The following is a 25,962-nucleotide window of genomic DNA, read 5'->3' as shown; positions in this document are numbered from 1 at the left end:
TATAAGCTTTTAGTCCCTTTTTACATAGATGTAGTAACGTGTTTCGGGCATTCTGATTGATTGATGAAAGTGTTTTTGAAAAATCCAATTATAAGTGCCGTAATAAGCATCAAGTTAGTTCTCTTATTCAACAAAAAAGTCGCATCATTTGCGACTTTAAATGGATTATATTTTTTGTTACTCGACAAATCTGTTCACTAAAGCAGTTTTCACGTTATCTCTGACTCAGTCTTTGGAGCTACAAAACGGGATAATTTACCGCTTAATAACGTAATTATAAAGTTTCATTTTTTGAAGACGTAAGGAATTAAGTACAACTGAAACACTACTGAATGCCATCGCTGCCCCAGCCAGCCAAGGAGCCAGCAGACCAATGGCAGCAATAGGAATACCTACTACGTTGTATGCGAGGGCCCAAAAAAGATTTTGTTTAATATTTCGCATCGTTCTTTTACTTAATTCAATAGCGTCTGCAACACTGTTCAGATCACCACGCATCAGTGTAACATCCGCAGCCTCTACGGCGACGTCCGTGCCTGTTCCGATGGCCATACCGATATTAGACACGGCTAGAGCGGGAGCATCGTTGATCCCATCACCTACCATGGCTACAATCTGGCCCATTTGCTGTAATCTCTCTACTTCAGCAGCTTTTCCCTCCGGTTGAATGCCTGCAATGACTGTGGTGATTCCAACTTGACTTGCAACAGCGCGAGCTGTGTGTACGTTGTCACCAGTCATTAACACCACTTCGATTCCCATCGCTTGAAGCCGGCTAACCGCTTGTGCAGATGTTTCCTTTACGGTATCCGCAACAGCAACCATTCCAGCCCATTCATTGTCTACTGCCACGAGTATTACTGTTTTTCCCTGACTCTCCAATTCAGACATATGGGCCAATGCTTCTGGAGGAACCTGCACCTTGGCATCGGCTAGCAGTCGGCGTGTTCCAACGAGAATATCCTGGTTGTAACCACGTGCACGTACGCCAGATCCCGGAATATTTTCAAACTGTTCTGGCATGAACATGATTTTTATATCTTTCTCTCTGATCCCATCAATAATCGCTTGGGCGAGAGGATGTTCAGAGCTAGACTCAGCAATCCCAACCCGCTTTAACAGTTCGTCGGTTGACCAAGCCGGTGCAGACATTACATCGGTCATAACTGGTTTTCCGTGAGTGACAGTGCCCGTTTTATCGAGAATAACCGTCTGAATGTGTTGTGCAGTCTCTAGATGCTCCCCGCCTTTGAACAAAATTCCATATTCAGCAGCACGTCCCGATCCAGCCATTATGGATGTCGGTGTAGCTAAGCCCAGTGCGCATGGACAGGCAATCACCAAAACTGCAATTGCTCTCTCAAGAGCAGCGCTGAATCCTTCTGAGTTTACGAAAATCAATGACAATATAAAGGTTACAATAGCTATGCCTACGACGACAGGTACGAAAATCCCTGAAATTGAATCAGCTACGCGTTGGATCGGCGCTTTCGATCCTTGTGCCTGTTCCACGATATGGATGATCCGGGATAACGCACTATCAGCACCGACCTGAGTTGCGCGAATAACAAGACGTCCGTTTTTGTTCAAGGTCGCACCGGTTACACGATCGCCAAACTTCTTGTCGACAGGCAGACTTTCTCCGGTTAACATCGACTCGTCTACGGAGGAAGCCCCCTCCTCAACAATTCCATCCACAGGAATCTTCTCTCCAGGCTTCACGATGACCAGATCATTAGCGAGTACATATTCGGGAAGAAGTTCTGTCTCCTCACCGTTTCGGAGAACCCGAGCACTTCTCGGAGCCAGTTGCATCAAGCTTTTAATAGATTGCGCAGATCTTCCTTTAGCCAGAGCCTCCAGCCACTTACCAAGCAGTATCAATGTAATCAACACGGCGCTGGTTTCGAAATACAAATTAACGGGTCCCTGAGTGGCCGTATTTACAACCTCTGTCACCGGGAGGCTTCCTCCATGGTTATGACCAGAGGTACCACCGGTACTAGTTAGCGATGTTAGATATAAACTATACAAGTAAGCCGAACTTGTCCCAAGTGCGACGAGCACATCCATATTGGCGCTTCGATTTTTCAAAGCTTTATATGCACCTTTATAAAATTGAGATCCTAAATAGAACTGTACGGGCGTTGCAAGCAGCCATTGGAACAGTGGATTCATAAATACATCAGGTACCCATATCCAAGATGTGAACGAGAAATGTGACACCATGGCCCATAATAAGGGGAAAGAAAGAACGGCTGACAAGATCCACTTCCATTTTTTACGTTGAATCTCCTGTTCCCTCATGGATAAAGCTTCTGCCTCTGTAGCTTTTATACGTGCTTCAAAACCCAGTTGCCTGATTTTATAAATGAGGTCGGAACCTTTCAGTGTTCCAGCTACAAATTCTACATGCCCTGACTCCAGCGCCATGTTTACATTCACACGCGTCACCCCCGGGAGACGACTGAGACCTTTTTCGATGCGTGCTGAGCATGCTGCACAGGTCATGCCTGAGATGTTTAGGTCAACGGCAGTCGAAGCTGTTCCGAAGCCTAAGGTCTCTATTTTATTGCGAAGGGACTGAATATCTACTGAAGCGGGGTCATATGCTACCGTTGCTTCCTCTGTAGTTAGGTTTACATTCGCCTGTCTCACACCGTTCAAGCGGGTTAGTGCTTTCTCGATCCTGGTTGAGCATGCTGCACAGGTCATGCCTGTAATCTGAAGAGTCGTTTGGCGATGTCCAGCATCGTTTGCATTTGCTGGTTGCCCTGACGTGGAGGTGCTATCAATATTGTGCATAAATTCTGCCTCTCCTTATCTGTACGTTAGCCGCACATGAAATTTTATTCTGGATGTCGTTTGGCCTCCGATACAAGACCCTGTTCCAGTGCGTAACGTGTAAGTTGAACCCGATTTTGTAACTGCAACTTTTGTAATATGTTTTTCAGATGATTCTTAACCGTGTATTCCGAGATATCACGTTTACCTGCAATCTCTTTATTCGTCCATCCAGCTGCCACTCCGTATAAAATCTCCAGCTCCCTGGTTGTCAGTTTAACAATGGGCTCCTTGTGTTCGATCACGTTGACTTCCTTCAGAATTTGATAAGCCACGTCCCTTGACAAGGGAGCTTCCTCGTTAATAATTGAATGTAAGTACTCTAGCCATGTCGAGGGCTCCAGATTTTTAAGCAAATAACCTTGGGCTCCGCGTTTTAGAGCCTCCAGCAAATGAAGCATATCGTCCGACACGGTTATCATGACAATTTTCACATAAGGAAACGTAAGCTTGATTCTGCGAGTTGCCTCCAGTCCATCCAAAACGGGCATTTGAATATCCATTAAAATAAGGTCTGGAAGCCACTTTTCCATGAAGTCGATTGCTTCTTGACCGTTAGAGACGATACCGATAACGTTAAAGTGATCATCCATTTCCAAAATCTCACGGATAGCTTCCCTTGCATGTGCGTGATCATCAACAACCAAGACTCTTGTTGTGGTGGTTAATGTCATGTTAGAGCCCCCTTGTGAATCTCAACGATCGTCTCTCTGTTCTCTCGATACATGTTCATAATCCATCCCATCTCATTGCAGCGTTCTTTCATAATACGTAGACCGAATTTTCCTTTTTTGGCAAACGGATCGCCATCGAACCCTTTTCCGTTATCCTTAACAGTAACCTTCCAGCTATGGCTCATTCCTATCGCTGTAATGGATGCTGCTGTAGCAGAAGCATACTTGTTCATATTGATGAGCGCCTCACGAATACAGGCTAGCAGTTCAACCTTTTCTTTTTCATCTAGCTGGTGGTCTTTTAATTCCCAATGAATATTGATTTGCGTACGTACGTCCTTGGCCATGACATGAACTTGTTCCACAAGTGTTGATGATATTGGCGTGGAGGATTGACTTACATCCCGATCGAGACGCAGATTGGTGATCGCTTGTCTTACATAACGATTCACTTCATGAATCGTTTTACGTATGGACAGAATGTTCTGTTCATGCTGGTTCTCATTACGTACTTTTTCTAATTTTTCAGCTTTGACTGACAACAAGAAAAGGGATTGGGCAATCCCGTCGTGAAGCTCACGTGCCAGCTGTTCTCGTGCTTCGAGCGCGGCTTTTTCGGAGCGTTCAATTTCCAATTCTTTCTGTATTTTCTCTAAGATACGAAATAGTTGGGTTAATAGTGTGATACTGACGACATACACTAGAACGGGGGTTAGCCAGTTTCCCAGATCCATTGAGATGTATGGCAGAAGAAATTGATGTCTGACATATTCCCAGATGGCTACGGTGAAAGTTGGAATGAAAAGAATCATCCATTTGATTTGTTTATAGTACATAGGTTACTCCTCACAATCTGTAATCCAATTTAAGATGGCGATCACTCCGGACTGCGAAACCTATAGCCGTATCCCCATAAAGTCTGAATGAACTCATTTCCTTTTGAATATTGCGCAAAAAGCTTTTCGCGCAATCGTTTGATGTGAGTATCGATAGTACGTTGATCATAAATTTCTTTGTGAGATGACTTCCATACTTGGATAAGCAATTCTTCTCGGGAAAACGCTCTTTCCTGATGTGTAGCGAGAAAATAGAATAAATCGTATTCCTTTGGCGTCAGATGTACTTCATTATCTTGTACCAAAACACGCCGAGCGGAAGGTTGAATCAGAATCTCGTCAATAAGGACCTCGTTGCTTGATGTGCTCTTAAAGTCATGTAAGCTGATTCCTTGTGTGCGAGCCACAATGCTTTGGATACGCAGGACAACTTCCCTGGGGCTGAACGGTTTGGAAACATAATCGTCGGCTCCTACCTTGAAACCCTCGATTCGATCCTTTTCTTCGGCATACTCAGACAACATGATGATCGAAATCTCATGATAGTTGTGCTTCATATATTTGCAGATCTCAATCCCATTCATATCGGGCAACGATAAATCAAGCAACATCAGATCGTAATTTCCATTGTTTAAATAACATTTCTGAATAGCTTGGCCTCCACTGGAGGCTTCGTCTACAATGAAACCCTCTTTCTCTAAATACCTTCTCATCAGCACTCGAATTCTAGTCTCATGGTCTATTAATAAAATTTTTTTATGAATATTGGTCACTTGCTTCCCCTCCATTGCATGAACCACAGAACTTGATGTCACAGGTTTAATGAAAATCATAACTGCACCTGTCCATTAACTGAATGGCTCTGTAGAGCTATCCGAAACATGTAATATCGTTCAAATGTAAACAAATCATGAACATACCTCATAACCGGTTTACAACAAATGTTCAAAAAAGGCCGAAAAGCGGCTTTCTGTGCATGACAGAAACCACTTTTCGGCCTTTTTCAAGTAATACAGATAATGCTAATAAGGAAAGAATGTCTCTACTCTTACCCTCTAACTTCTCTAATACAATATCATTTGGTGTTTTGAAAGTAGGAATTGACTTAAATAAACAGGTTATGATTAGCTTGGGATGCTTCTCCCAGATAGTAACCGACCCCACCAATTGTAACTTGATCAATTAGTTCTTCACGCTGAATGCCCATTAAATCCATGGACATTTGGCAAGCTACCAACTCAGCCCCTTGTGCAATGACGGACTCTATCAGCTCTTCTAAAGACGGAACGTTATTATTTTTCATCAGGCCACGGATAATTTTTGGACCAACACCAAGCATATTCATTTTGGACATGCCAAGTTTTTTGCTGCCACGTGGCAGCATCATGTCAAACATTCGGCCAATCATGGTTTTGGATACAGGCTGCGTCTGATGCTTCCGAATAACATTCAATCCCCAAAATGTGAAAAACATCGTTACTTTACGTCCACTTGCTGCAGCTCCATTTGCAATAATAAGAGAGGCAATGGCTTTATCCAGATCGCCGCTAAAGACAACCATCGTGCTAGCGGGATCATGGTGGCTAGGCGAATCAGAAATGGGTTTTACTGAATTCTTGGCAATGACAGCCTCAATAATTCCGCCTTTGATTCGTTCCAGGTGTAAGAGTGCGGACCCGGACATGGTTGCCCATGCTTTAACATCTTCATAGAATCCTGGATCGGAAGCTTTAACCCGCAAGGTCTCTCCATTCGATAGTTGATCCATTTTCTGCTTCACTTGTATCAGCGGACCCGGACAACTTAAACCGCATACGTTCAACTCATTATCGATACGCTGTGGCTCAGTCGAAGCAGTGGGAATTGGCCCTGATTCCTTCACGCCTGGTCCAGGCTCATGATGATCTGGTTTTGCAGGAGAAAATAGAGCCGGCTTAAACTGGGCTTGGCGATATGTTTTATAACCTCCACTCAAGTTTTTTACGCTAAATCCATGCTGACGCAGGATTTGCGAAGCCGTATATCCACGTAAACCAACCTGGCAGTATACCCAGATATCTTTGGATGAGTCTAGTTCATCTAACCGCTGACGAAGCTCATCCACTGAAATATTTATTGAACCCGGAATATTCCCATTACGATGCTCCAGAGCACTGCGAACATCCAGTAGTATAGTCTGGTCTGGCTGGCGCTCAGACAGCTGATCATAGTTGAACGTTTGAACACGTCCAGCTGTAATATTCTCTGCTGCATAGCCAGCCATATTAACCGGATCTTTTGCAGAAGAATAAGGTGGTGCGTAACTCAGTTCAAGCTCGGTCAAATCTCGGATATGACCGCCAAAATGTATGGCTACAGCAATATCATCAATCCGTTTATCCACTCCGTCATAACCGACTGCTTGTGCACCTAGAATCTTACCTTCCAGTGTGAAAAGCAACTTAAGAGTAATTGCGCTGGAACCTGGATAATACGATGCATGAGAGGCAGGATGCACGATTACAGTTCTATAATCAACACCGAGACGTTTTAATGTTTTTTCATTGCTACCTGTAGTGGCTCCTGTCATTCCAAACACTTTGATTATGGACGTACCTTGTGTTCCTTTATAGGTGGAACTAAGTCCGGCAATTCGATCGGCAACAATTCTTCCCTGTTTGTTGGCAGGTCCGGCAAGTGGAATAGCTGTCTTCGTACCATGAATAGTTTCAGTTACTTCGATGGCATCGCCAACAGCATAGATATGTGGCACACTGCTTTCCAGGGCTTCATTTACAATAATATGTCCACGTGTGCCCAGAGAAACGCCGCTACTTTTCAGAAAAGATGTATCCGGGGTTACCCCTATTGCAAGAATAACCAGGTCAGCCGTCAGGACATGACCATCAGCAAGCTCTACTCCGATGCCGTGATCAAGGGAATGAAATCCTTGAACACGCTGGGAGAACAGCAGGTTTACACCATTCTGCTCCATTTCCTGAGCTAAAGCTGCTGCCAGTTCAGCATCAAACGGCGTGAGTAGCTGTCCATTACCTTCAATTAACGTTACATCCAATCCGGCTTCTTTTAAGTTCTCTGCCATTTCAACCCCAATAAACCCACCGCCTATTACGATTGATGATTGTTTGTTAGATGAATTTATTTGTTCTTTTATGCTATCAATATCAGGAATGTTACGTACGGTGTAAATCAGTGGATTGTCCTTACCTGGTATATCGGGAACCATTGGTTTTGCACCTGGTGACAAAATTAACTCGTCATAGCTTTCTTCATAGTGACCACGCTCCTCGCTATGTACTCGAACCGTACGCTTTTGCGGATCAATAGCCATAACCTCGCTTCTTGTACGCACTTCAATACGAAAGCGATCTGCCATACCTTTTGGTGTTTGTACCAACAAACGCTCTCGATCATCAATCGATCCCCCAATATAATAGGGTAAGCCACAATTGGCAAACGATATATAAGGTCCCTTCTCAAAGATAATAATTTCGGCATGTTCATCCAGACGGCGTAGCCGTGCAGCCGCAGAGGCACCCCCAGCTACACCGCCAACAATCAGTATTTTTTTGCTCATGATTCACAGTCTTCCTTTCCAAACAAAGAAGTTATAATCTGTTCAACCCGTTGATCTGCAAGCACATAATTGACTTCAAGACCATTCCGCTCTGTAGCGACAACACCGGCACTGCGAAGTTTCTGCAAATGCTGAGATACGGTTGATTGGGGTAGATCCAGACATTCTTGCATGTATGAAACATTACATTTCTTTTTTTGCATCAGTCCACGCACAATACATAAACGAATCGGGTGAGATAAAGCTTTCAGCAGATTAGCGGGTTCGTCGAACTGTTTTATATTAGTGCTATCAAAAGCGGGAGTGTTCAAAAGTATTCCTCCTAAATCAATATAACGTAATATTACGATATAACGGTTTAGATGTCAAATATGCTCGCTTAAATTCAAATTTATCACGCAACTCTTTATTCTGAGAAAAGGTACAAAACACGTTGGATGAGGAATTATACCGTTTAGTTGTTACTTATATAAAGTTAAACAAGCATAGTCAGTAGCGAATCTGTTCTAAAAGTAGAAAACATAAGGTCACTTCCACTCTGTCAAGCAAAGTGGGAGTGACCTTTGGTTATATAGATCTTATTATGAATTAGATATCCAGATTCTGACCATTTGACTCAATGACCTTCTTGTACCATTCGAATGATTTTTTCTTGGAGCGTTTTAATGTTCCTTGACCGTCGTCGTCCCGGTCAACATAAATGAATCCATATCTTTTTTTCATTTCGCCGGTACTTGCGCTCACAATATCAATCGGTCCCCAGACCGTATATCCAAGTAAATCAACGCCATCGTAGTCGACAGCATCTCTCATCGCTTGAATATGCTCGCTTAGATAAGCAATTCGATAGTCATCTTCAACATATCCATTCTCATCAGCTGTATCTGCAGCACCGAGACCATTTTCCACGATGAATAAAGGTTTTTGATATCGATCATAAATGTTGTTCATCGTGATCCGCAAACCGAGTGGATCAATTTGCCAGCCCCAATCACTAGCTTTCAAATAGGGATTCGGCAAGCTTGGGAACAGATTGCCTCCAATCGTATCCGTTTGTGTAGGATCTGCGCTAACCACACTGGAAGAATAGTACGAGAATCCAATAAAATCAACGGTGTGCTGTTTTAGTAATTCCTGATCCCCTTTTTCGAATGGGAGAACTATATTTTTGCGCTCAAGATCTTTGAGTGTATATGCAGGATACTCACCTCTCACCTGAACGTCAATGAAGAAGTAGCTTTGATTCTCAACCTGCTTCGCTTTCCATATATCCTGTGGGTGGCATGTTCTAGGATACGGTGCATTGGCGGCAAGCATACAACCTACCATATTTTCCGGATCAACTTCATGGGCAATTTTGGTGGCCAACGCACTGGCTACCAGTTCATGGTGACTGGCTGTGAACTTTACAGCTTCTGCATCTTCATGTTCTTCAATGAACAGCCCCGCTGCTAAAAATGGAGCTTCCAGAACCATGTTAATTTCATTGAAAGTAATCCAATATTTAACCAGACCTTTGTAACGATTGAATATCACGGTACACAGTCTTTCATAGAAATGAACCATTTTTCTGTTCCGCCATGAACCATACTCCTTGACCAAATGCATTGGAACATCAAAGTGAGTAATGGTGACGAGGGGTTCAATATTATACTTTTGGCACTCTTTGAACAAGCTTTCGTAGAATTGAAGCCCAGCCTCATTAGGCTCTGTCTCATCCCCCTTGGGGAAAATACGGCTCCAAGCAATCGACAAGCGATATACTTTGAAACCCATTTCGGCAAACAAGGCAATATCTTCTTTAAAATGGTGATACATATCGATTGCTTCTTTGGCGGGATAGTAATGATTCTCGTCAAAGTCAAACATTTTAGTTTTCCCCATAAGAACACTTTCGCGCACGTCGCCAGTCGGGCTCAAATCAACGTTTGCTAGCCCTCTGCCGTCCGCATTATAAGCTCCCTCTGATTGGTTAGCCGAGGTTGCCCCTCCCCATAAGAACCCATCTTTAAATCCCAAATTTATCGTCTCCTTCTATTTATAAATTATATAGTTATTCTCTTATAACAAGCCTGTCAGCAGCACATCGCCTGCGTTCACTTTATTTTCTTTGGTCTCGACGATTTCCAGATAATTCTCCGTGTTTGTAACAATCATTGGCGTCACTAAGGAATATCCTTCTTTCTCGATTTCGGCAATGTTAAATTCGACCAGTTTCTGGCCTTGATGCACAATGTCCCCTTCTTGCACGAAACTTTCAAAATGCTTTCCTTTCAATCGAACGGTGTTAAAACCGATGTGAATCAATACTTCCATTCCTTCATCCGATATTATTCCAACGGCATGTTTAGTCGGGAAGAGCGTAACGACTTTTCCGGCAAAGGGGGCAAACAGTTCGCCTGTAGAAGGACGAATTCCAATCCCTCGACCTAATAGTTCTTGGGAGAAAGCCTCATCCTGAACGTCTTTAATCGGAATGATCTCCCCGTTCATCGGACTGAGCATCGTATGTTTTCTTCCAATCTTAGACACTGATTTAGGTGGATCTACTGACAATGTAGCAGAGTCAGCTTCCGTCTTATCATCCTTGAACATGACGAGTGTTAAAGCAAATGAGACAATCATGGCAAACACTACACCAATGATGGCAATCATAATATTAGACGTGCCTGGTTCATTAGGGTCGAACATCGTCAAAAACTCAAATATACCAAATCCACCAAAAGTAAACTCTCTAAGGTTGTACAGTCCATAAAATCCACCGGCAACACCTGAAACGATACAGCTCATAATAAACAGCTTCTTGCGCGGCAGGATAATACCGTAAACGACAGGTTCAGTGATGCCAAACAATGCAGAAATGGCCGAAGGGAAGCCTAGAGTCTTAAGCTTTTTATCCTTGGTTTTCACGATAATTGCAAGCACAATGGCCAACTGGGCAAATGATGTTGCAAAGACGGAAGCCATGATGGTGTCGTAACCCATGCTCGTAATGTTGTTAATATATAAAGGGATGAGTCCCCAATGCAGTCCGAACACGACAAGTACTTGCCAGGAGAGCCCCAAAAGGAATCCTGCAAATAATGGACTTGCGTCTCGTGCCACCAGTATGCCTTGAGCAATCAATTCAGACGCATAACTCGCAACAGGTCCGATCAATAAGAAGCCCAAGGATAAGGAAATCAGCACCGTGACCATCGGTACCATGAAAAATTTAACCGCACTCGGAACAATTTTATCCAGCGTACGTTGAACTTTAGAAGCAAAGTAAACTACGATGATGATTGGGAGAACAGTGGATGTGTAGTTCATACTGATCAATGGAACGCCGAACACATCCAGATAAACCGGGGAACTGAAGGCAGATCCGCTGAATAGCGTGTAAAGTGGCTCTCTGGATCCTGCCAAGGCATCCAACTGAATAGCGGGGTAACACATAGCTAATCCAATGAGTATACCGATAAAGGGTTGTACTTTAAACTTGTTAGCAGATGTATATCCCAAAAATACAGGGAGGAACATGAACATAGCATCCCCCATGGTATTAATGATCATATATGCCCCGCTATCCGTTGTATAAAGATTCAGTGTGCTGAACAACGTATTGAAGCCTTTCAGCATTCCCGCAGCTAATAGAATGCCGAGAATAGGTTGAAACAAGTTTGATATTACATCAACAAAAGCGTCCAGCGGCTTTTTCTTTTTAACAACTTTTTCGGTTGAAGAACTCGTATTGTCTGGATTCAGTTTAACCAGTGAGCTAACCTCCGAATAAACTTCAGAAACATGATTTCCAATAACGACTTGATATTGCCCACCTGAACGTAAGACAGTTACTACCCCGTCCAGCTTTTTCATAACTTCATCATTGGGTATGGAATCGTCCTTTAGATGAAATCTTAACCTTGTAACGCAATGAGTGAGGTCACCGATGTTATCTGATCCCCCTATTTGATTCACAATCTCTTCCGCTAACTGTTGATATTTTCCCATTATGTTCTCCTCCATATTCTAGCTGAAACAGCATAGTGAAGGGTTTGGCCAACTTAATGTCACCATCCTGGCTTGCTCTTAAACCCTCACCTCCTTTCATGGTTACGTTTATGATTTTGTCTTATACACCACACGTTGAATGTGGACCGTCAAATACAGCTTTTCTTCACTCGTAAGGCTGTAATTGTAGTTGTTTTTGATGTAGGTTTCGATTTTCCCCACACAACGATACGCATTCTGATGTTTCTCTTTTATCACATCTAGAAGATCCTGATCGCTTTCATTCTCATGCAAACTTCCACTGGTTAATCTTTGAGCAAAAAATTTCAGATGCGTAATAAATCGATAGAATGCTAAGGATTGCTCATCGAATTCAATTTGAAAATAATACCTGACAATGTCGCTAATTTCTTGAATGATTTTAGTCACTCTGTAGATATCCTGACTTTCTTGGCGATCTTCCGCATTGACGATGTGCAAAGCAAGGAAACCAGCCTCGTCTTCCGGAAACTGAATATCAAAAGACTCCTTAATGAATTGAAGCGCCTTCAAACCAATCTTAAATTCATCCGCGTAAAACCGTTTAATATCCCAAAGTAAAGCGTTTTTGAGGGGAATCCCATCTTTGAAACGGTTTACGGTTGAGAAAATATGGTCGCTGAGCGATATATATACACTATCATTCAGTTTTTTACCTAATGTCATTTTCGCAAAATTTATGATTCTATCCGCCACATCGAAGTAATCTAAAGGGATTTCCGTCAGGAGTTCCTGAAATTTGATAAATGCCTCCTTGGTAGAAAGTGAGTAAATCTTATCAATGCTTTGCTCGTCAAGAGCATCGCCTATTCTCTTCTGGTAAGCAATCCCCTTACCCATGACAATGACTTCCTGACCCAATTTATCATGTGTAACCGCCACATTGTTGTTAAGGATCTTAAGAATAATCATCTCATTCCCCCCTTAATACAAATAAAAAGACCCACCCGCACATCTCGAAATAAACGCTAAATATAGCGCAAATTCACGATGTGCAAGCAGGTCTAGCTTGTAATTAAACAATCACTATCCTTAACTCGCATCCTCATTATAGCCGCGGCCGAAAGAATAAGCAATAACCGTTTTAATTTGTTCAACTGCATGTTTTGCCTAGAATCTGACGCGCAGTCAGTAATGAAACGCTTCATTGCATACGTGGATTCGTAGATGCCAGAATTCTGGCTGCTTTTTTTCGCTGAATCCAACTGCGGGACAAGATGAACACTTCATCATGTGGCTCAATATGTTTGCTTCACAATACGGGCAGTCTGCCAACCGAGATATTTATTGTACCCGTAATATGACCATTCCAATACTCGCTTGCATCTCTAACATCCAGGATTTTGACTTTTCCACAGCGTTCATGATTGAGATCAACATTTTCGATGTAATATAAGTGAGGGAGCGCACAGGCCATAGTTGAGTCAATCTCAAGAGTTCAGATTCATTGGGTTTACATGGACTGAGTGTACAGTTCATATATCTGATCAAGTTTATGCTTCAATTCGTTAAAGCGAACAAATCGATCTGCTCTGACATATTCCTTCTCTTCTATGATAAGCAACATGATCGGAGCTGTGAAAATCATATATTTCTCTGCTATGTTCTCTACCTTGTGAATGTCGATATGCCCCAATTGAATCAAAGGGTATTCTTCTAATAGTGTTCTGATCTTAGGGAGCAGTGCATGACAAACACTACAATTCATTTGAGATACATATAAAAAACTTAATTCATGTTCACTAACAAACCGTTCCACCATATCCAGCGAAGCTAATTCCATCATTTCTTTCATGTCTGTATCCTCATCAACTAACCTGAAATATGAATGAACGTCAATCCCAGTTTAGCTGGTTTTCCTCAATGTATTGGCTTACTGCATCTATATCAGATTCAATCTCTACTGTACCTTCAACTTCAATCTGAACACCGGCTTTTTTGAGCAGGTTTCCTACTTCACAAGACTGTTCCGCGCTAATCATGATTTTGCCCACAGATTGAACCTGTTCTTCTGTGGAATTCGCAGACAAAATAACCTGAGGAAGATGGACTATTCGGAATCCTTGTTCTTTGGAATTTACAGCCTCTGTGTTCATCATTAATCCTGAAAATGACAGTTTTTTCTGTTCCAACATATACACGAGCGTCATGATGTAACAAGTCGTGGCAGAGGAAACCAACAATTCTTTTGGATTGGCTCCTTCCCCACTTCCTCCCGAAGACTCAGGAATTGCGATATTCGTTTTAAGGTAATCTGCCTTCAATCTACCGCTACCTTTAGTGTTTTTATACCATACAGTGTTCAAATTAGATTTCATATCGGCCATGTTAATCTGCTCCTTTTATTATCAAGTCAGTATTCCTTAGACAATGCGCTTTAAGGCATGAATGAATCTCATACGCATCACTTAGTTGAATAGTTAATTAGTTAACTAGGGTAATATTATTCGAATGATTTTTATTTGTCAAGATGCTCTGTTCTCATATAAAACCATTATTACTATGGTGTTACCCCCTTCATTGATTTTTGTGAACGTTTGTTTTAATATTAATCTTATCTAGAATACTAGTTAACCCAGAAAGTTGGATGGTTATATGGAACATGCTCGTTTGCCTTTCAAAACAGATCCCCAATCTCCACTGCCTATTAATGTGCAAATTAAAGAACAAATTAAATGGCTGATCAGTAAAGACTTTCTGAAAGCGGATGATGCTTTACCTTCAACAAATGAATTGGCGGAGCAGCTCTCTGTTAATAGAAACACGATACAGTGGATATATTCACAGCTCAAAGAAGAAGGGCTTCTGATCATGCAAAAAGGACGAGGCACTCAAATAGCTAATGAAGAGCGGATTAAGGAATTCAAGCAGCAAAACCCTTATTTTTCATTCGTGGAGAAGACCGTAAAAGACGCATTTGAACAAGGTTTCAATATAGAAAATGTTATGTTGTCAGGATTTGCATATGCACAATTATTTGGAGCCAAACACGAGAAGAAGAAGCGTTACCTTTTCATTGAGTGCAAAACGATGGCCTGCCTGTTTTATCTGGAGGAAATCCAGCGTCGTTCTTCTGCAGACATCCAAACGATTGATATCTCATCACCAGACGAACAACTTTTCCAAGCTATACAAAAAGCTGATGTGGTAGTGACCGTGAATGAAATGACTGAAGTTGTAAAAAAGAAAGCTGGATCTTCAGAAGTGAAAATGATATCTGTAAGCTCGACCCAAGATGTGACTCTGTTATTCGACATGCTGTTGCAATAAATGCAAACGTATACGATTAGGTTTACTTTTTCTATGTACGAAATAAACGGAATATCTCTGAATCCTGTATGAGTTAATCCAACCCATTGAATCCAGGGATATTCCGCGTGATCAGATGACTAATGCTGAGAATATTTAAGATCGTGTTAAATTTTTCTTATTTTATTGATGAAACTGGGGCAAATAAGCTTGGTGCACTTCAAGCAATTCATCGAGCAAAGCCTTGGCTATGTCACCACTCTGAACAAGTGGATTCATGGTGAATGCCTGTAATGCCGTAGCATAATCGCCTGTCACAGCGGCTTCTATAGTTAGTTCTTCCATTGCTTTCATAACTTGCAACAATCCTCGTTGTGCGGGAGGGAATGAGCCGAAATGGACAGGTTCTGCACCGTGAGAAGTAATCATGCTTGTAATTTCAATCGCACTCTCGCTTGGCAGATCACTGATTGCCCCGTTGTTCCGAGTGCTAACAACCATTCGAGTTCCTTTATCGTTATAAATGGAATTGATGATCTCGCATGCAGCATCACTATAATGCGCACCACCTCTTTTTTCCAACTCTTTCGGTTTGTAATCTAGCTCCGGATTTCTGTACAGCTCAAAAAGGCTTTCTTCCAACTGTTTGACGACTTGGCCACGGCTACCTACTGTGTTTACTTCTTCCAGCTCTTCATGGATTATCGCATCGGTCATGTAGTAATAACGGTGGTATGGACAAGGAAGCATTTTCAATTGGAGAATCTGTTCGTGCAAAAATCGCATATTGGGGATATTCTCAACCATTTTATCCACTTTGGCTTCCGGTCCGTACATTTTGTCGATTGCTTCAAGGGTAAGATCTTGTCCGGACTTATCATAAATCTTGTGCCAGTGCAAATGGTTAATGCCCGCAAATTTGAAGAATAGTTCCTCCTCCGGTTTTTCCAATACGGCTGATTCAATTTTGGTGGACATAATAGGAACATTGCATAGTCCGATCACTTTGTCCCACTTTCCATAACGGAGAACCGCTTCCGTCACCATGCCTGCAGGGTTAGTGAAGTTAATGAGCCATGCATCCGGACAGAGTTCTTTCATATCATTAACAATATCTAAAACTACCGGAATGGTTCGAAAAGCTTTAAGCATGCCTCCTGCCCCATTTGTTTCTTGTCCAATCATGCCATATTTATTGGGGATAGTTTCGTCCTTGATACGGGCATCCATCAGCCCTACTCTAAGTTGTGTAGTTACAAAGTCTGCATCCGTTAATGCTTCCCGGCGATCTAGCGATAAATGAACTTCACAGTCGATTCCTGCGGCTCTTATCATTCGCTTAGCCATGGCGCCAACGACCTCGAGTTTTTCCTTCCCCGCCTCGATGTCCACAAGCCATAATTCTTTGACAGGAAGTTCATGATGACGTTTGATAAAACCTTCCATGAGTTCCGGTGTATAGCTGGAACCACCGCCGATGGTTACAATCTTTAATCCTTTTTTCATATCTATACCTCCTGATGTAAGAGCATTTGAATCATAGTTGTACTGTAATTTGTGTAATGCATTACATGTCAAGCACGAATACCAAGATTTATTTTATAAGCTCATTGAGATGGCAAGAATACCGCAAAGAGGTGGAATATATGACAAATATCAGCGAGATTGCCAGTTTGGCAGGTGTGTCTACGGCAACCATTTCACGTGTTATTAATAGGCACCCCTACGTAAGCGAATCAACTAGAAAGAAAGTAATTGAAATTATGGAACAACTGGATTATGTACCTAACGGCAATGCAATATCTCTAAAAAAGGGTGCTACCTGTTTGATTGGAATTGTCGCAGTCGATTTTAATCCGTTATTTATCAGATTCATAGAGGCCTTTACTCAGTCTGCTGAGAAACAGGGATTCAACATTACTCTGTTCATTACGAATGGTCAGGTAGAGAAAGAGCTGGTGGCACTCGAAATGCTGAAGCGGAAACAACTAGACGCGATCGTATGTGTGCTCCGAAGCAATGAATGGAACGTTATCGAATCCTATACCAAATATGGCCCGATCATCACATGGCAGCGGCTTGAAAACAGAAATATCCCCTCTGTGTTTATGGATCAGTACGAAGCATATGGAATTGGACTTGAACACTTATACCTCAAAGGATATAGAAAGATCCTTAGTGTATACCCCATATCTAACGGACTTAACGCAAAAGAGCGTATGAGAGCATACGCTGACTTTATTGCCAAATATAAATTGACGGTGGACTTCCCCAATTTTCAGGATAAGATTTATGTACGAGACGGAGAAGAACTTGCAAGATGGTGGATTGCACAAACAAACAGACCCGATGCTATTTTTTGTGCTAATGATGAGGTTGCAGCCGGATTTATTACTGAACTACGGAGGGCTAAATTTTCGGTTCCAAGGGACGTTGGGATCATCGGATTTGATAATACCGAGATGGCAAATTTAATGGATCTGACAACGATTCACTATCCTGTTGATCAGCAGGCAGAGAATGCATTTTTAATTTTACAGAACATGCTTCATTCAACTGACAAGACATTGATTCCTCTGAAATACACTTTGATTGAAAGGCATACAACTTAGGTGACCGTCCCCTGATCCATTATGGGGAAACGGCCACATTTGAATCCTCTTATTGCATAACTACCTGTTATCGTTCTATTGCAGCTGGTTGTTTTCGAAGGGTCCTTTCTTTTCTACCATATAAGAAATAATAAAAAACAAGGGTTGATAAAACAATCAATCCAAGTACTGTATACAAACCATCATATCCTGTATATGGAATGATCATACCAATAACAGATGGTCCAAATCCGTTCCCTAAATCTATGAATATAAAGAAAGTGGCAGTTGCTACACCAACTCGGTGAGGTTCAGCTAAACTAATAGAGACCGCTTGTGATATAGAAGAAATATTACCAAAGCCTAGAGCGATCAATGCTGCTGCCAATAATAAAGTGACGCCGCTAGTAACCGAACTTAAGAGAAGCAAACCTGCCCCGAAAAAAACAAAAGCGGGATACATGATGATGTTTGCTCCTTTTTTGTCCACCATCCGTCCAGTGAATGGTCGTGATATGAGGACAAAAATGGTATACACCATAAAGAAAAAACTTGCTGCTTCTACTAGATTCAATTCCAAAGCGTAGACGTTCAAATACGAAATTATGCCAGAAAAACAAAAACTCATCAGAAATGCAATGATTGCTATGGGTAACACTTTCACTTCTATGAAGTCAGCAAGCTGAAGTCCTTTTCCTTTTTTCGCTTCAGTGTTGTTAGCCACAGGAATTTTCATGAACATTGCAATCATAAAATTAATAAGTCCCAGCAAGAGACATAAATAGTAAATCATATTAAAATTTGAATTCTGACTCATATACATACCAATAAATGGACCTAAACCAGTAGCTAATGCCGTACTAATTGCAAAATAACTGATTCCTTCACCTTTTCGAGATGCAGGAAGTGTCATTACAACAACTGTGCCTACAACAGTTTGTGCGATCCCTACTGTGAGTCCATTTAAAAATCGACTTAAAATGAGAAAATAAATATTGTAATGAATGAGGTAAAGTAATGTTGTGAAAATAAAAAAAAGCAATCCAGTGATCAAGATTTTTTTTGATTTTACAAGTCGTCCTGTTAATAACCGACCCATTAATGATCCGATAATGAAAACACCTGCAATAATACCTGCCTGGCTGGAGGTTGCATTAAATTCTTTAATGGCATAAAGGGTAATTGTCGCGTTTAACAAAAAGAAAATTAAAGTCATAAAGAAATTTATAGCTGAAAGAGAAATAAATTCTTTCGTCCACAGTCTAGTATTTAACTGGCTCATGATGATTCTCCTTATTTATTAATGTTTTATCATTCTATACAAATTCACATATTTGCACGTGGTTTATTGTTCAGACTATACTTGTTGCATTGAGGATAAAATAAAATCAAACATATCTGATCATTAATTCATTAAAGAAAGGAATAAATATGTTAGACAATACTGATCGTCGAATATTAGATGAATTAGCCAATAACAGTCGAGTTACGATGAGAGAACTTGGAACAAAAATTCATATGACTGGACAAGCTACTGCGTCCAGGGTAGCGAAATTAGAAGACAATGGAGTTATTGAGGGATATACCATTAAGGTTAATCAAGCTAAATTAAGCTGCTATATACACGCTTTTATTACAATATTTACAAAGGAAACAAACCATCAATTTTATCTCTCATTTATAAAGACACAAATGAACTATATAATAAATAACTATAGGATTAGTGGAGAGGGATGTTATATGCTGGAGTGCAGGTTTCCGTCAAATGACTATCTAAATGATTTTCTAATTGATTTAAATAAACATGCCAATTACAAAATTTCAACTGTTATTAATAAACTGGATATTTAAAGCTTCGGTGAAAAAATACAAAGTTATGTGATAATTCCAGGAAAAAAGCGGGACCCATTGAGACCAATGTCATTAAGTTAAGGCGCAGGACCAAAAATCAATAAAATGAGCAGGTTATCGAAAAGATAGCCTGCTTATTTTATGTGTCAAAATAAGAAAAAAGACTTGACAAGAAGGTGAAAAGGTGTGGCGAAGCCCTTGAAAAACGAGGGGGTTACGCCAATGAATGAATATGCGAATTCGCTAAAAGAAAAACGGACTTCTCTCATACGAGAAATGTCAGTTGCACCAGCACTTTATGTCAAAAATCCTGAAAAAGATTTTACCCGTAAGAAAAAGTTACCCTTTGAAACAGTTATGCAACTACTGATCTCTATGGGCGGAAACAGTTTATACAAGGAACTCTTGGAATCACAGGGCTATGATGTAAACACGGCCACTTCTTCTGCTTTTGTCCAACAGAGAAATAAAATCTTGCCGTCTGCAATGGCATATTTGTTTCAAGAATTTACGCAATCGCATACGGATCTCAAGAACTACCGAGGGTATCGGTTACTCGCCATTGACGGTTCGGATTTGCATTTCGCCACTGACCCTGCGGATACCGACACCTATTTTCAAAGTCAACCGGAAGCAAGAGGCTATAATCTGCTGCATTTAAACGCCACCTATGACCTTTGCAACAGACTTTACGTGGATGCGATTGTTCAACCGCGAAGATTAAGTAATGAAAGAAAAGCGCTAGGGGATATGGTTGACCGTTCCTGCATCGAGGGAAAAACCATTGTCATTGCTGATCGAGGTTATGAAAGTTACAACAATTTCGCACATATTGAACGCAAAGGGTGGAGCTATGTCATTCGAGTAAAAGATCTGGCCTCCAGTGGTATTCTCTCGGGCTTGCGTTTACCCGATAGCGGTTCATTTGATCAGGAGGTTCATCTAGTGCTTACTAAAAAACAAACCAAAGAGGTCAAAGCTCATCCCGAAATGTACAAGTTCGTCCCTTCTAAGTCTACCTTTGATTTCTTAGATTTGAAGGAGCATCTGTATTACCCCATATCTTTTCGAGTCGTTCGGTTTGTCCTGCCGAATGGCGCTTATGAGACCGTTATTACGAATCTATCTGACGCAGATTTCCCACCCGATGAACTTAGGTCCATTTATAACATGCGGTGGGGAATTGAAACCTCGTTCAGGGCATTAAAATACACCGTCGGTCTGACCCATTTTCACGCAAAGAGACGAGAGTCCGTCATCCAAGAGATTTTTGCAAGAATGATCATGTACAATTTTGCAGAAATGCTGACCTCGCACGTCGTCATTTCCCAAAAAGCTAAACAGTACCACTACCAAGTCAACTTCACGGTTGCCGTTCATGTTTGTAGACATTTCCTGCGCTCAAGAGACGATGACCCCCCGCCCGATGTTGAAGCACTGATTCGCAAAAACGTTTTGCCGATTCGACCCATTCGACCAGGGCAGCAAAATACGCGCAAAATACGTTATAAATCATCGGTTAGCTTCGTCTACAGAGTAGCATAAATTCGGTTCGTATGAACACTTTTTTTAGCGGATCATCCATCCGTTTGTTTGTTGTACGCTTTTTTTCTTGCATACACAAAAAAACAAACGACACGGGACTTTTTCCCATGCCGTTTCAGATTTCATTTTATTCTCAGTTTTGTCTTTGAGCTAAACTTAATGACATTGCCCATTGAGACCGGCTTTCTTTCTGGAATTATTGTTATTTCACAAATGACGGCATCAACTTAGTTCAGGTCACTTTTTGATCAGATAATTCATCAACAACGCTTTTTAAAATCTCATAAGAATGAATTTCCTTTGTAGATTCGTAAATGTTCGATATCACAATGAGTTCATCTACTTGATACGTCTGCTGAAATTTAATCAAATCACGCCGAAGAGTGTACGCGTCACCCAGAATGGTATACCCTAGTCGATGGTATATAACGTCCAGTTCAGCTTGAGTTAAAGATTGTAGGAAGTTTTCTGTCGGCGGAACAAGCTGACTTAAATTATTTGTATAAATATCGATACATACTTGCAAATGACTCGAAGAAATGAGTGTAGCCTCCTCTACTGAATCAGCCGCGATCACACAGATACAAGCCATCACATAAGGTTCCTGCAGATAAGCAGACGGTTTGAAGTTTTCACGATAAATAGTTAGCGCTTCACTCATATCGTGAGGTGCGAATTGTGCACCAAATACATAAGGTAAGCCAAGATTTGCGGCGATTTTAGCCGAACCTATAGAGGAGCCTAATACAAAAAGGGGCACATTCGTTCCGATACCTGGATAAGCACGAATCTCCCCTTGAACGCTCTCATTTCCTACATATTGCAATATCTCTTTTACTTCTCGTTCGAAGAAAAATACACCATTATGGTTTGACCGTCGAATCACTTCAGCAGTTTTTTGATCCGTGCCAGGTGCACGCCCTAATGCTAAATCTACGCGATCCGGATACAACGTTTCAAGAGTTCCGAACTGCTCCGCTACAACTAAAGGTGAGTGATTAGGTAACATAATACCACCTGAACCCACACGAATTTCCTCTGTGTTTGATAGTATGTGCTGTACAATTGAGACGACAGCTGCACTTGCATATGCATCATGATTATGGTGTTCTGCAAACCAAATACGTTTATATCCCATTCCATCGACAGCCTTAGCTAAAGATACTGCGGTATCAATTCCTTCTTTCATTGTTTCGCCTTGTCTTAATGGAGCAACAGACAAGACAGATATATCAAATTTTTTCATAATTTCACCTCAATATACTATTTTCATGCAAAATTGATAGAGAGGATAATCTTTTATGTTGAATGTAGATCGCTCTCGATTGCATACCAAATAAATGTATACTTTCTCAATCCATTGTTACATAGAAAGAATAAAGTAATTTGGCGCTTTTGCTTTAAAGTTGAAAGTTTATGTAAAAATAGAATTTGCATAATGAACGTAATAGAATATCTAACGGTCAAACATACTTTCAAAAATAAACTAAAACTTCAAAAACACTTGAATTAATTTATGTATTCGTCTGAATTGAATGTGTAGACTATAAAAGAATATACAGAAAAGGGAGCTTAAAAAAATGAAAATACAACAAATTCGAAATGCAACCATTGTGGTTGAATATGCAGGATACAAATTTTTAGTTGATCCATTCTTGGCTGAAAAAGGGGCATACCCTGCATTTCCTAATTCTATAAGAGAAGACCAAAATCCAGTGGTCGATCTTCCCGTATCTATTGAAAGCCTGTTAAATAACCTGGACGCAGTTATTCTTACTCACCTTCATTTGGATCACTATGATGAGGTAGCCAAGAAAGTCATCCCTAAAGAAATTAAAGTGTTCGTTCAAAATCAGGAAGATGCTGATATTGTGCAAAAAGATGGTTTCACTAATGTTGAGGTACTTCAGGAAGACACGGCATTCAATGGTATCCGGCTGATTAAGACTCCAGGCGAACACGGAAGAGGAGAAATCTTGAAAATGGCTGGATTAGTTTGCGGAGTTGTTTTCAAGCATTCCAGTGAGAAAACATTGTACGTGGCTGGCGATACAGTATGGTATGAAGCTATTCATGAAGTACTAAATACGTACAAACCGGATGTCATTGTTGTTAATGGCGGGGACAATCAATTCCTTCAAATGGGCTCACTTGTTATGGGGAAAGATGATATTTATGAAGTCAGCAAAGCGGCTCCTAACGCTAAAATTATTTCTGTGCACATGGAAGCTGTAAATCACTGGACACTGTCCAGAGGAGAATTGAAAAGATTTGTGGATGAAAAAGGTATTTCAGATAACGTCTTTGTACCTGAAGATGGAGAATCTTACACTATTTAAAAGATATGATATTGAATTGTGAAACCCTGTAATCTGCATGGGATCAGAGATATTTTTCAAACAGATGAAATCACTAACAAACTCCTGCTATCGAAGTCGGCGTTTGTTAGTGATTTTTCTATGTGATTTGGTCATACCGTACAAGGATTTTAAGAGATATATTCGAATGGCATCTATTTCTCTACCATGATTAAACTATCTTGTCGTATAAGTCTTCCATCGCCTTCCAGGAGTTTGCGTAATGTGGACCAGCGAAATGAATCAAATACATATCGAGATACATTACGTTCAGCTTCCGGCAAGTCTGCTCGAACGCTTTATTGTCGCGCGGAAGGTCTTCGTCAGTTGAGATTCATCTGAACGACTCACGTTAGAGAATTACCGGCTGCAACAGTCCGTCCTTACCGAAAAGAAGCGGAGCTATACATATTTCGCGATGATATCCCTTTCCAGAGGAAAATCTGGACAGTGGCGTGACAAAACGGTGATAGGCAATTCGGTATTGGCCGGTTTCCGGTTCTTTAAATATACAGTGATGACCTGTGCCCAGCATTCCCTTCTCGACATTTTTGCTCAGGATCGGGTATCGATAGGTAATCGGACCGTATAGCTGCTCTGACGTACCGTAATTCACATGATAGTCTTCGCTGCCCGTATCATCACAGGACCACGTAAAGTGATATAGTCCACCATGCTTTAGAACGGTTACAGCCTCACGAAAGTCATGCAAGCCTGCCAGATTGCTTATCGTTTCCTCTACTACACTTGTCATATCATCTTCAAGCTCAACAATCGCTGCATGTCCATTGCCAAATAACAGGTACGTCCTCCCGTCATCTTCGACATAGATGGAAGGATCAATAGCCTGACCCATGGAGATGCCCAGTCGTTTCAACTGCTCCATTGTGATTAAAGGCTGCGCTTCGGCGACAAATGGACCTGTCGGTTTATTCGCCACAGCAACGCCGATGGCACTTTCGTCGTTAAGCATTTTGCCACAGAAGTAAAAGTAGAATTTCCCGTTTCGGGTGGCAATCGTAGGTGCCCAAGCATTCCCGGTTGCCCAGATTACATCGTCTGTTCCCAGATCGAGTATAACGCCTTCGTCATGCCAATGCTTCAGGTCAAGAGAAGAAAATACTTTGAACTGTGTTCCCGACCAACCATCGAAGCCATCTGTTGTCGGATACATATAGTAACGATCCTCAAACCATGTGACATCAGGATCGGCATATTGTCCGGGAAGCACCTGATGGCCGTCTCCGAAAGCCGCTAGCAACCGGCTGCATTCCTCGGCAGTGATTGGCAGGACGCTCCCATGCCGCTTTTGCGTCGTTCCCATATCGAACTCACCTTCAGGTACAATCCGGAATTCTCCGCTTCCCAGATCTGTAGTCAGGAGAGGAAGATAACCTTTCCCCTCTGCAAAACGATCAACAATCAGGCACCATTCCTCCCGATCATTGAATTTGAAGATTTGAGGTCCCTCAACACCTGCCAAGGCCTCCAGTACTGGAGCTTGAAGCGGAACGAATGCATCCTTATCGAGTGAAGCCCCCTTTTCGACCCGAATGTTTTTGGTCGTTTCATCCTTGGAGTACCGATAGTAAGTGCCGGCAGAAGGGAGAATCGTTGTGTCGATAATATGGTTATCCCGCTCTATGTACTTTTCAGATGCGGAAAACGTACGAAAGTCTTTTGTACGCGCGCTATAAATTTTCTGCTTTCGTTCATGCTCTTGGGGCTCTTGAGTCGCAGAAGCCCAGAACACTAGAAACTCCTCTGCTGCTTCGTCATACACCGCTTCGGGTGCCCAGACGCATCCCGCACCTTCAACACCCAATGTAACGTTCCATGGGGATGACCAGTTCACAAGATTACTAGATTCCCACACAATCACATCACGGCTCCCGGCGTGAACGGCATGAGTCCATCCTTTGTCGCTTGCAATGCGGAGATCCGTAGCGATCAGATAAAATTTATTTTCCTTGACCGAACGAACCAGAAACGGGTCCCGTACGCCCTTTTCTCCAAGGTCGGAAAACAGTACGGGCAATCCACCATGAAGGTCCTTCCAGTGAAGGCCGTCTTCGCTATAGGAGAAATAAACTTGCTCTCCGTCGGGTTGTTCACCAATAAAATGTACAAAAAGATATCCAGCATAATTTGGAGTTGTTTTAGTCAATGGTAAGAGCCTCCTGATAATGAAGTTGATTTTTGATAGTCGTAATACAAGAATGAAAGCGTTCTACTATGTTTTATCATACTTCAAAAACACGGGGATGAGTATATTTTTGTACAGTAATGAAGGAACCTCCTTATTTTGTTTTTACCTCAAGTATACAAAAATACTGGTTATTATTTACAAATAAATGATAATCTTCTTAATGTTGAACAAATGAGTATAGATTCATGCATTCATGT

At 41.5% G+C, this 25,962-nt stretch carries 20 protein-coding genes; 5 read left to right on the top strand and 15 right to left on the bottom strand.

Translation table 11 applies throughout. The features are described 5' to 3' along the window. Nucleotides 1–255 precede the first annotated feature (255 nt). The 11 genes from MHI06_RS15845 to MHI06_RS15795 all read right to left on the bottom strand — a co-directional run bounded on the left by MHI06_RS15845 (nt 256) and on the right by MHI06_RS15795 (nt 14,290). Entirely contained in the window at nt 256–2,805 is a 2,550-nt protein-coding gene (locus MHI06_RS15845) for a heavy metal translocating P-type ATPase (protein WP_340398366.1), read from the bottom strand. A 44-nt stretch (nt 2,806–2,849) separates the two neighbouring features. Continuing rightward, a complete protein-coding gene (locus MHI06_RS15840) occupies nt 2,850–3,518 on the bottom strand; it encodes a response regulator transcription factor (RefSeq protein WP_340398365.1) in 669 nt (222 codons plus the stop codon). After that, nucleotides 3,515–4,354 (bottom strand): histidine kinase, encoded by an 840-nt coding sequence (locus MHI06_RS15835; RefSeq protein ID WP_340398364.1) that lies wholly within the window; start codon nt 4,352–4,354, stop codon nt 3,515–3,517. Before MHI06_RS15835 ends, MHI06_RS15840 begins: the two co-directional genes overlap by 4 nt. A gap of 41 nt (nt 4,355–4,395) precedes the next feature. Next, nucleotides 4,396–5,127, bottom strand: a complete 732-nt coding sequence (locus MHI06_RS15830) for a response regulator transcription factor (RefSeq protein WP_340398363.1) — start codon at nt 5,125–5,127, stop codon at nt 4,396–4,398. Nucleotides 5,128–5,459: 332 nt separating this feature from the next. After that, on the bottom strand, nt 5,460–7,931 hold the full coding sequence (locus MHI06_RS15825) for an FAD-dependent oxidoreductase (protein ID WP_340398362.1): 2,472 nt from the start codon (nt 7,929–7,931) through the stop codon (nt 5,460–5,462). Further along, nucleotides 7,928–8,242, bottom strand: coding sequence for a metalloregulator ArsR/SmtB family transcription factor (locus MHI06_RS15820; RefSeq protein WP_340398361.1), 315 nt, complete (start codon nt 8,240–8,242; stop codon nt 7,928–7,930). Before MHI06_RS15820 ends, MHI06_RS15825 begins: the two co-directional genes overlap by 4 nt. Nucleotides 8,243–8,519: 277 nt before the next feature. After that, on the bottom strand, nt 8,520–9,950 hold the full coding sequence (locus MHI06_RS15815) for a 6-phospho-beta-glucosidase (protein WP_340398360.1): 1,431 nt from the start codon (nt 9,948–9,950) through the stop codon (nt 8,520–8,522). Between the two features lie 42 nt (nt 9,951–9,992). Then, complete coding sequence (locus MHI06_RS15810) at nt 9,993–11,924, bottom strand: beta-glucoside-specific PTS transporter subunit IIABC (RefSeq protein ID WP_340398359.1); 1,932 nt, start codon at nt 11,922–11,924, stop codon at nt 9,993–9,995. A gap of 108 nt (nt 11,925–12,032) precedes the next feature. Then, nucleotides 12,033–12,875, bottom strand: coding sequence for a PRD domain-containing protein (locus tag MHI06_RS15805; RefSeq protein ID WP_340398358.1), 843 nt, complete (start codon nt 12,873–12,875; stop codon nt 12,033–12,035). A 541-nt stretch (nt 12,876–13,416) separates the two neighbouring features. Continuing rightward, on the bottom strand, nt 13,417–13,758 hold the full coding sequence (locus MHI06_RS15800) for a thioredoxin family protein (RefSeq protein WP_340398357.1): 342 nt from the start codon (nt 13,756–13,758) through the stop codon (nt 13,417–13,419). A 40-nt stretch (nt 13,759–13,798) separates the two neighbouring features. Then, nucleotides 13,799–14,290 (bottom strand): OsmC family protein, encoded by a 492-nt coding sequence (locus MHI06_RS15795; RefSeq protein ID WP_340398356.1) that lies wholly within the window; start codon nt 14,288–14,290, stop codon nt 13,799–13,801. 268 nt (nt 14,291–14,558) lie between these two features. On the opposite strand from MHI06_RS15795, the gene MHI06_RS15790 reads away from it, so the two are divergent. Next, nucleotides 14,559–15,233, top strand: coding sequence for a GntR family transcriptional regulator (locus MHI06_RS15790; RefSeq protein ID WP_340398355.1), 675 nt, complete (start codon nt 14,559–14,561; stop codon nt 15,231–15,233). Between the two features lie 162 nt (nt 15,234–15,395). Here the strand turns inward: MHI06_RS15790 and MHI06_RS15785 are convergent, their stop codons facing one another. After that, entirely contained in the window at nt 15,396–16,718 is a 1,323-nt protein-coding gene (locus MHI06_RS15785; protein WP_340398354.1) for a 6-phospho-beta-glucosidase, read from the bottom strand. 140 nt (nt 16,719–16,858) lie between these two features. On the opposite strand from MHI06_RS15785, the gene MHI06_RS15780 reads away from it, so the two are divergent. Beyond that, nucleotides 16,859–17,824, top strand: a complete 966-nt coding sequence (locus MHI06_RS15780; protein ID WP_340398353.1) for a LacI family DNA-binding transcriptional regulator — start codon at nt 16,859–16,861, stop codon at nt 17,822–17,824. Between the two features lie 67 nt (nt 17,825–17,891). Here MHI06_RS15780 and MHI06_RS15775 read toward each other — a convergent pair whose 3' ends face one another. Beyond that, nucleotides 17,892–19,085, bottom strand: coding sequence for an MFS transporter (locus MHI06_RS15775; RefSeq protein ID WP_340398352.1), 1,194 nt, complete (start codon nt 19,083–19,085; stop codon nt 17,892–17,894). 149 nt (nt 19,086–19,234) lie between these two features. Here MHI06_RS15775 and MHI06_RS15770 point away from each other — a divergent pair, with 149 nt between their 5' ends. Both MHI06_RS15770 and MHI06_RS15765 read left to right on the top strand, forming a co-directional pair. Next, nucleotides 19,235–19,654: an Lrp/AsnC family transcriptional regulator gene (locus MHI06_RS15770; protein WP_340398351.1), complete on the top strand. Its 420-nt coding sequence runs from the start codon at nt 19,235–19,237 to the stop codon at nt 19,652–19,654. A 222-nt stretch (nt 19,655–19,876) separates the two neighbouring features. Beyond that, the gene (locus MHI06_RS15765; RefSeq protein WP_340398350.1) at nt 19,877–21,199 is read left to right on the top strand and encodes an IS4 family transposase; all 1,323 of its coding nucleotides are present in this window, start codon (nt 19,877–19,879) and stop codon (nt 21,197–21,199) included. 232 nt (nt 21,200–21,431) lie between these two features. Here MHI06_RS15765 and MHI06_RS15760 read toward each other — a convergent pair whose 3' ends face one another. Continuing rightward, entirely contained in the window at nt 21,432–22,445 is a 1,014-nt protein-coding gene (locus tag MHI06_RS15760; protein ID WP_340398349.1) for an LLM class flavin-dependent oxidoreductase, read from the bottom strand. A gap of 334 nt (nt 22,446–22,779) precedes the next feature. Between MHI06_RS15760 and MHI06_RS15755 the strand changes: the two genes are divergently transcribed. Beyond that, nucleotides 22,780–23,538, top strand: a complete 759-nt coding sequence (locus tag MHI06_RS15755) for an MBL fold metallo-hydrolase (RefSeq protein ID WP_340398348.1) — start codon at nt 22,780–22,782, stop codon at nt 23,536–23,538. Between the two features lie 370 nt (nt 23,539–23,908). Here MHI06_RS15755 and MHI06_RS15750 read toward each other — a convergent pair whose 3' ends face one another. Further along, a complete protein-coding gene (locus tag MHI06_RS15750; protein WP_340398346.1) occupies nt 23,909–25,723 on the bottom strand; it encodes a family 43 glycosylhydrolase in 1,815 nt (604 codons plus the stop codon). Nucleotides 25,724–25,962: the final 239 nt, after the last annotated feature.

This window comes from Paenibacillus sp. FSL H8-0079 (assembly GCF_037991315.1).
Lineage (GTDB): Bacteria > Bacillota > Bacilli > Paenibacillales > Paenibacillaceae > Paenibacillus.
This window is presented reverse-complemented; position numbering and strand designations above follow the sequence as displayed.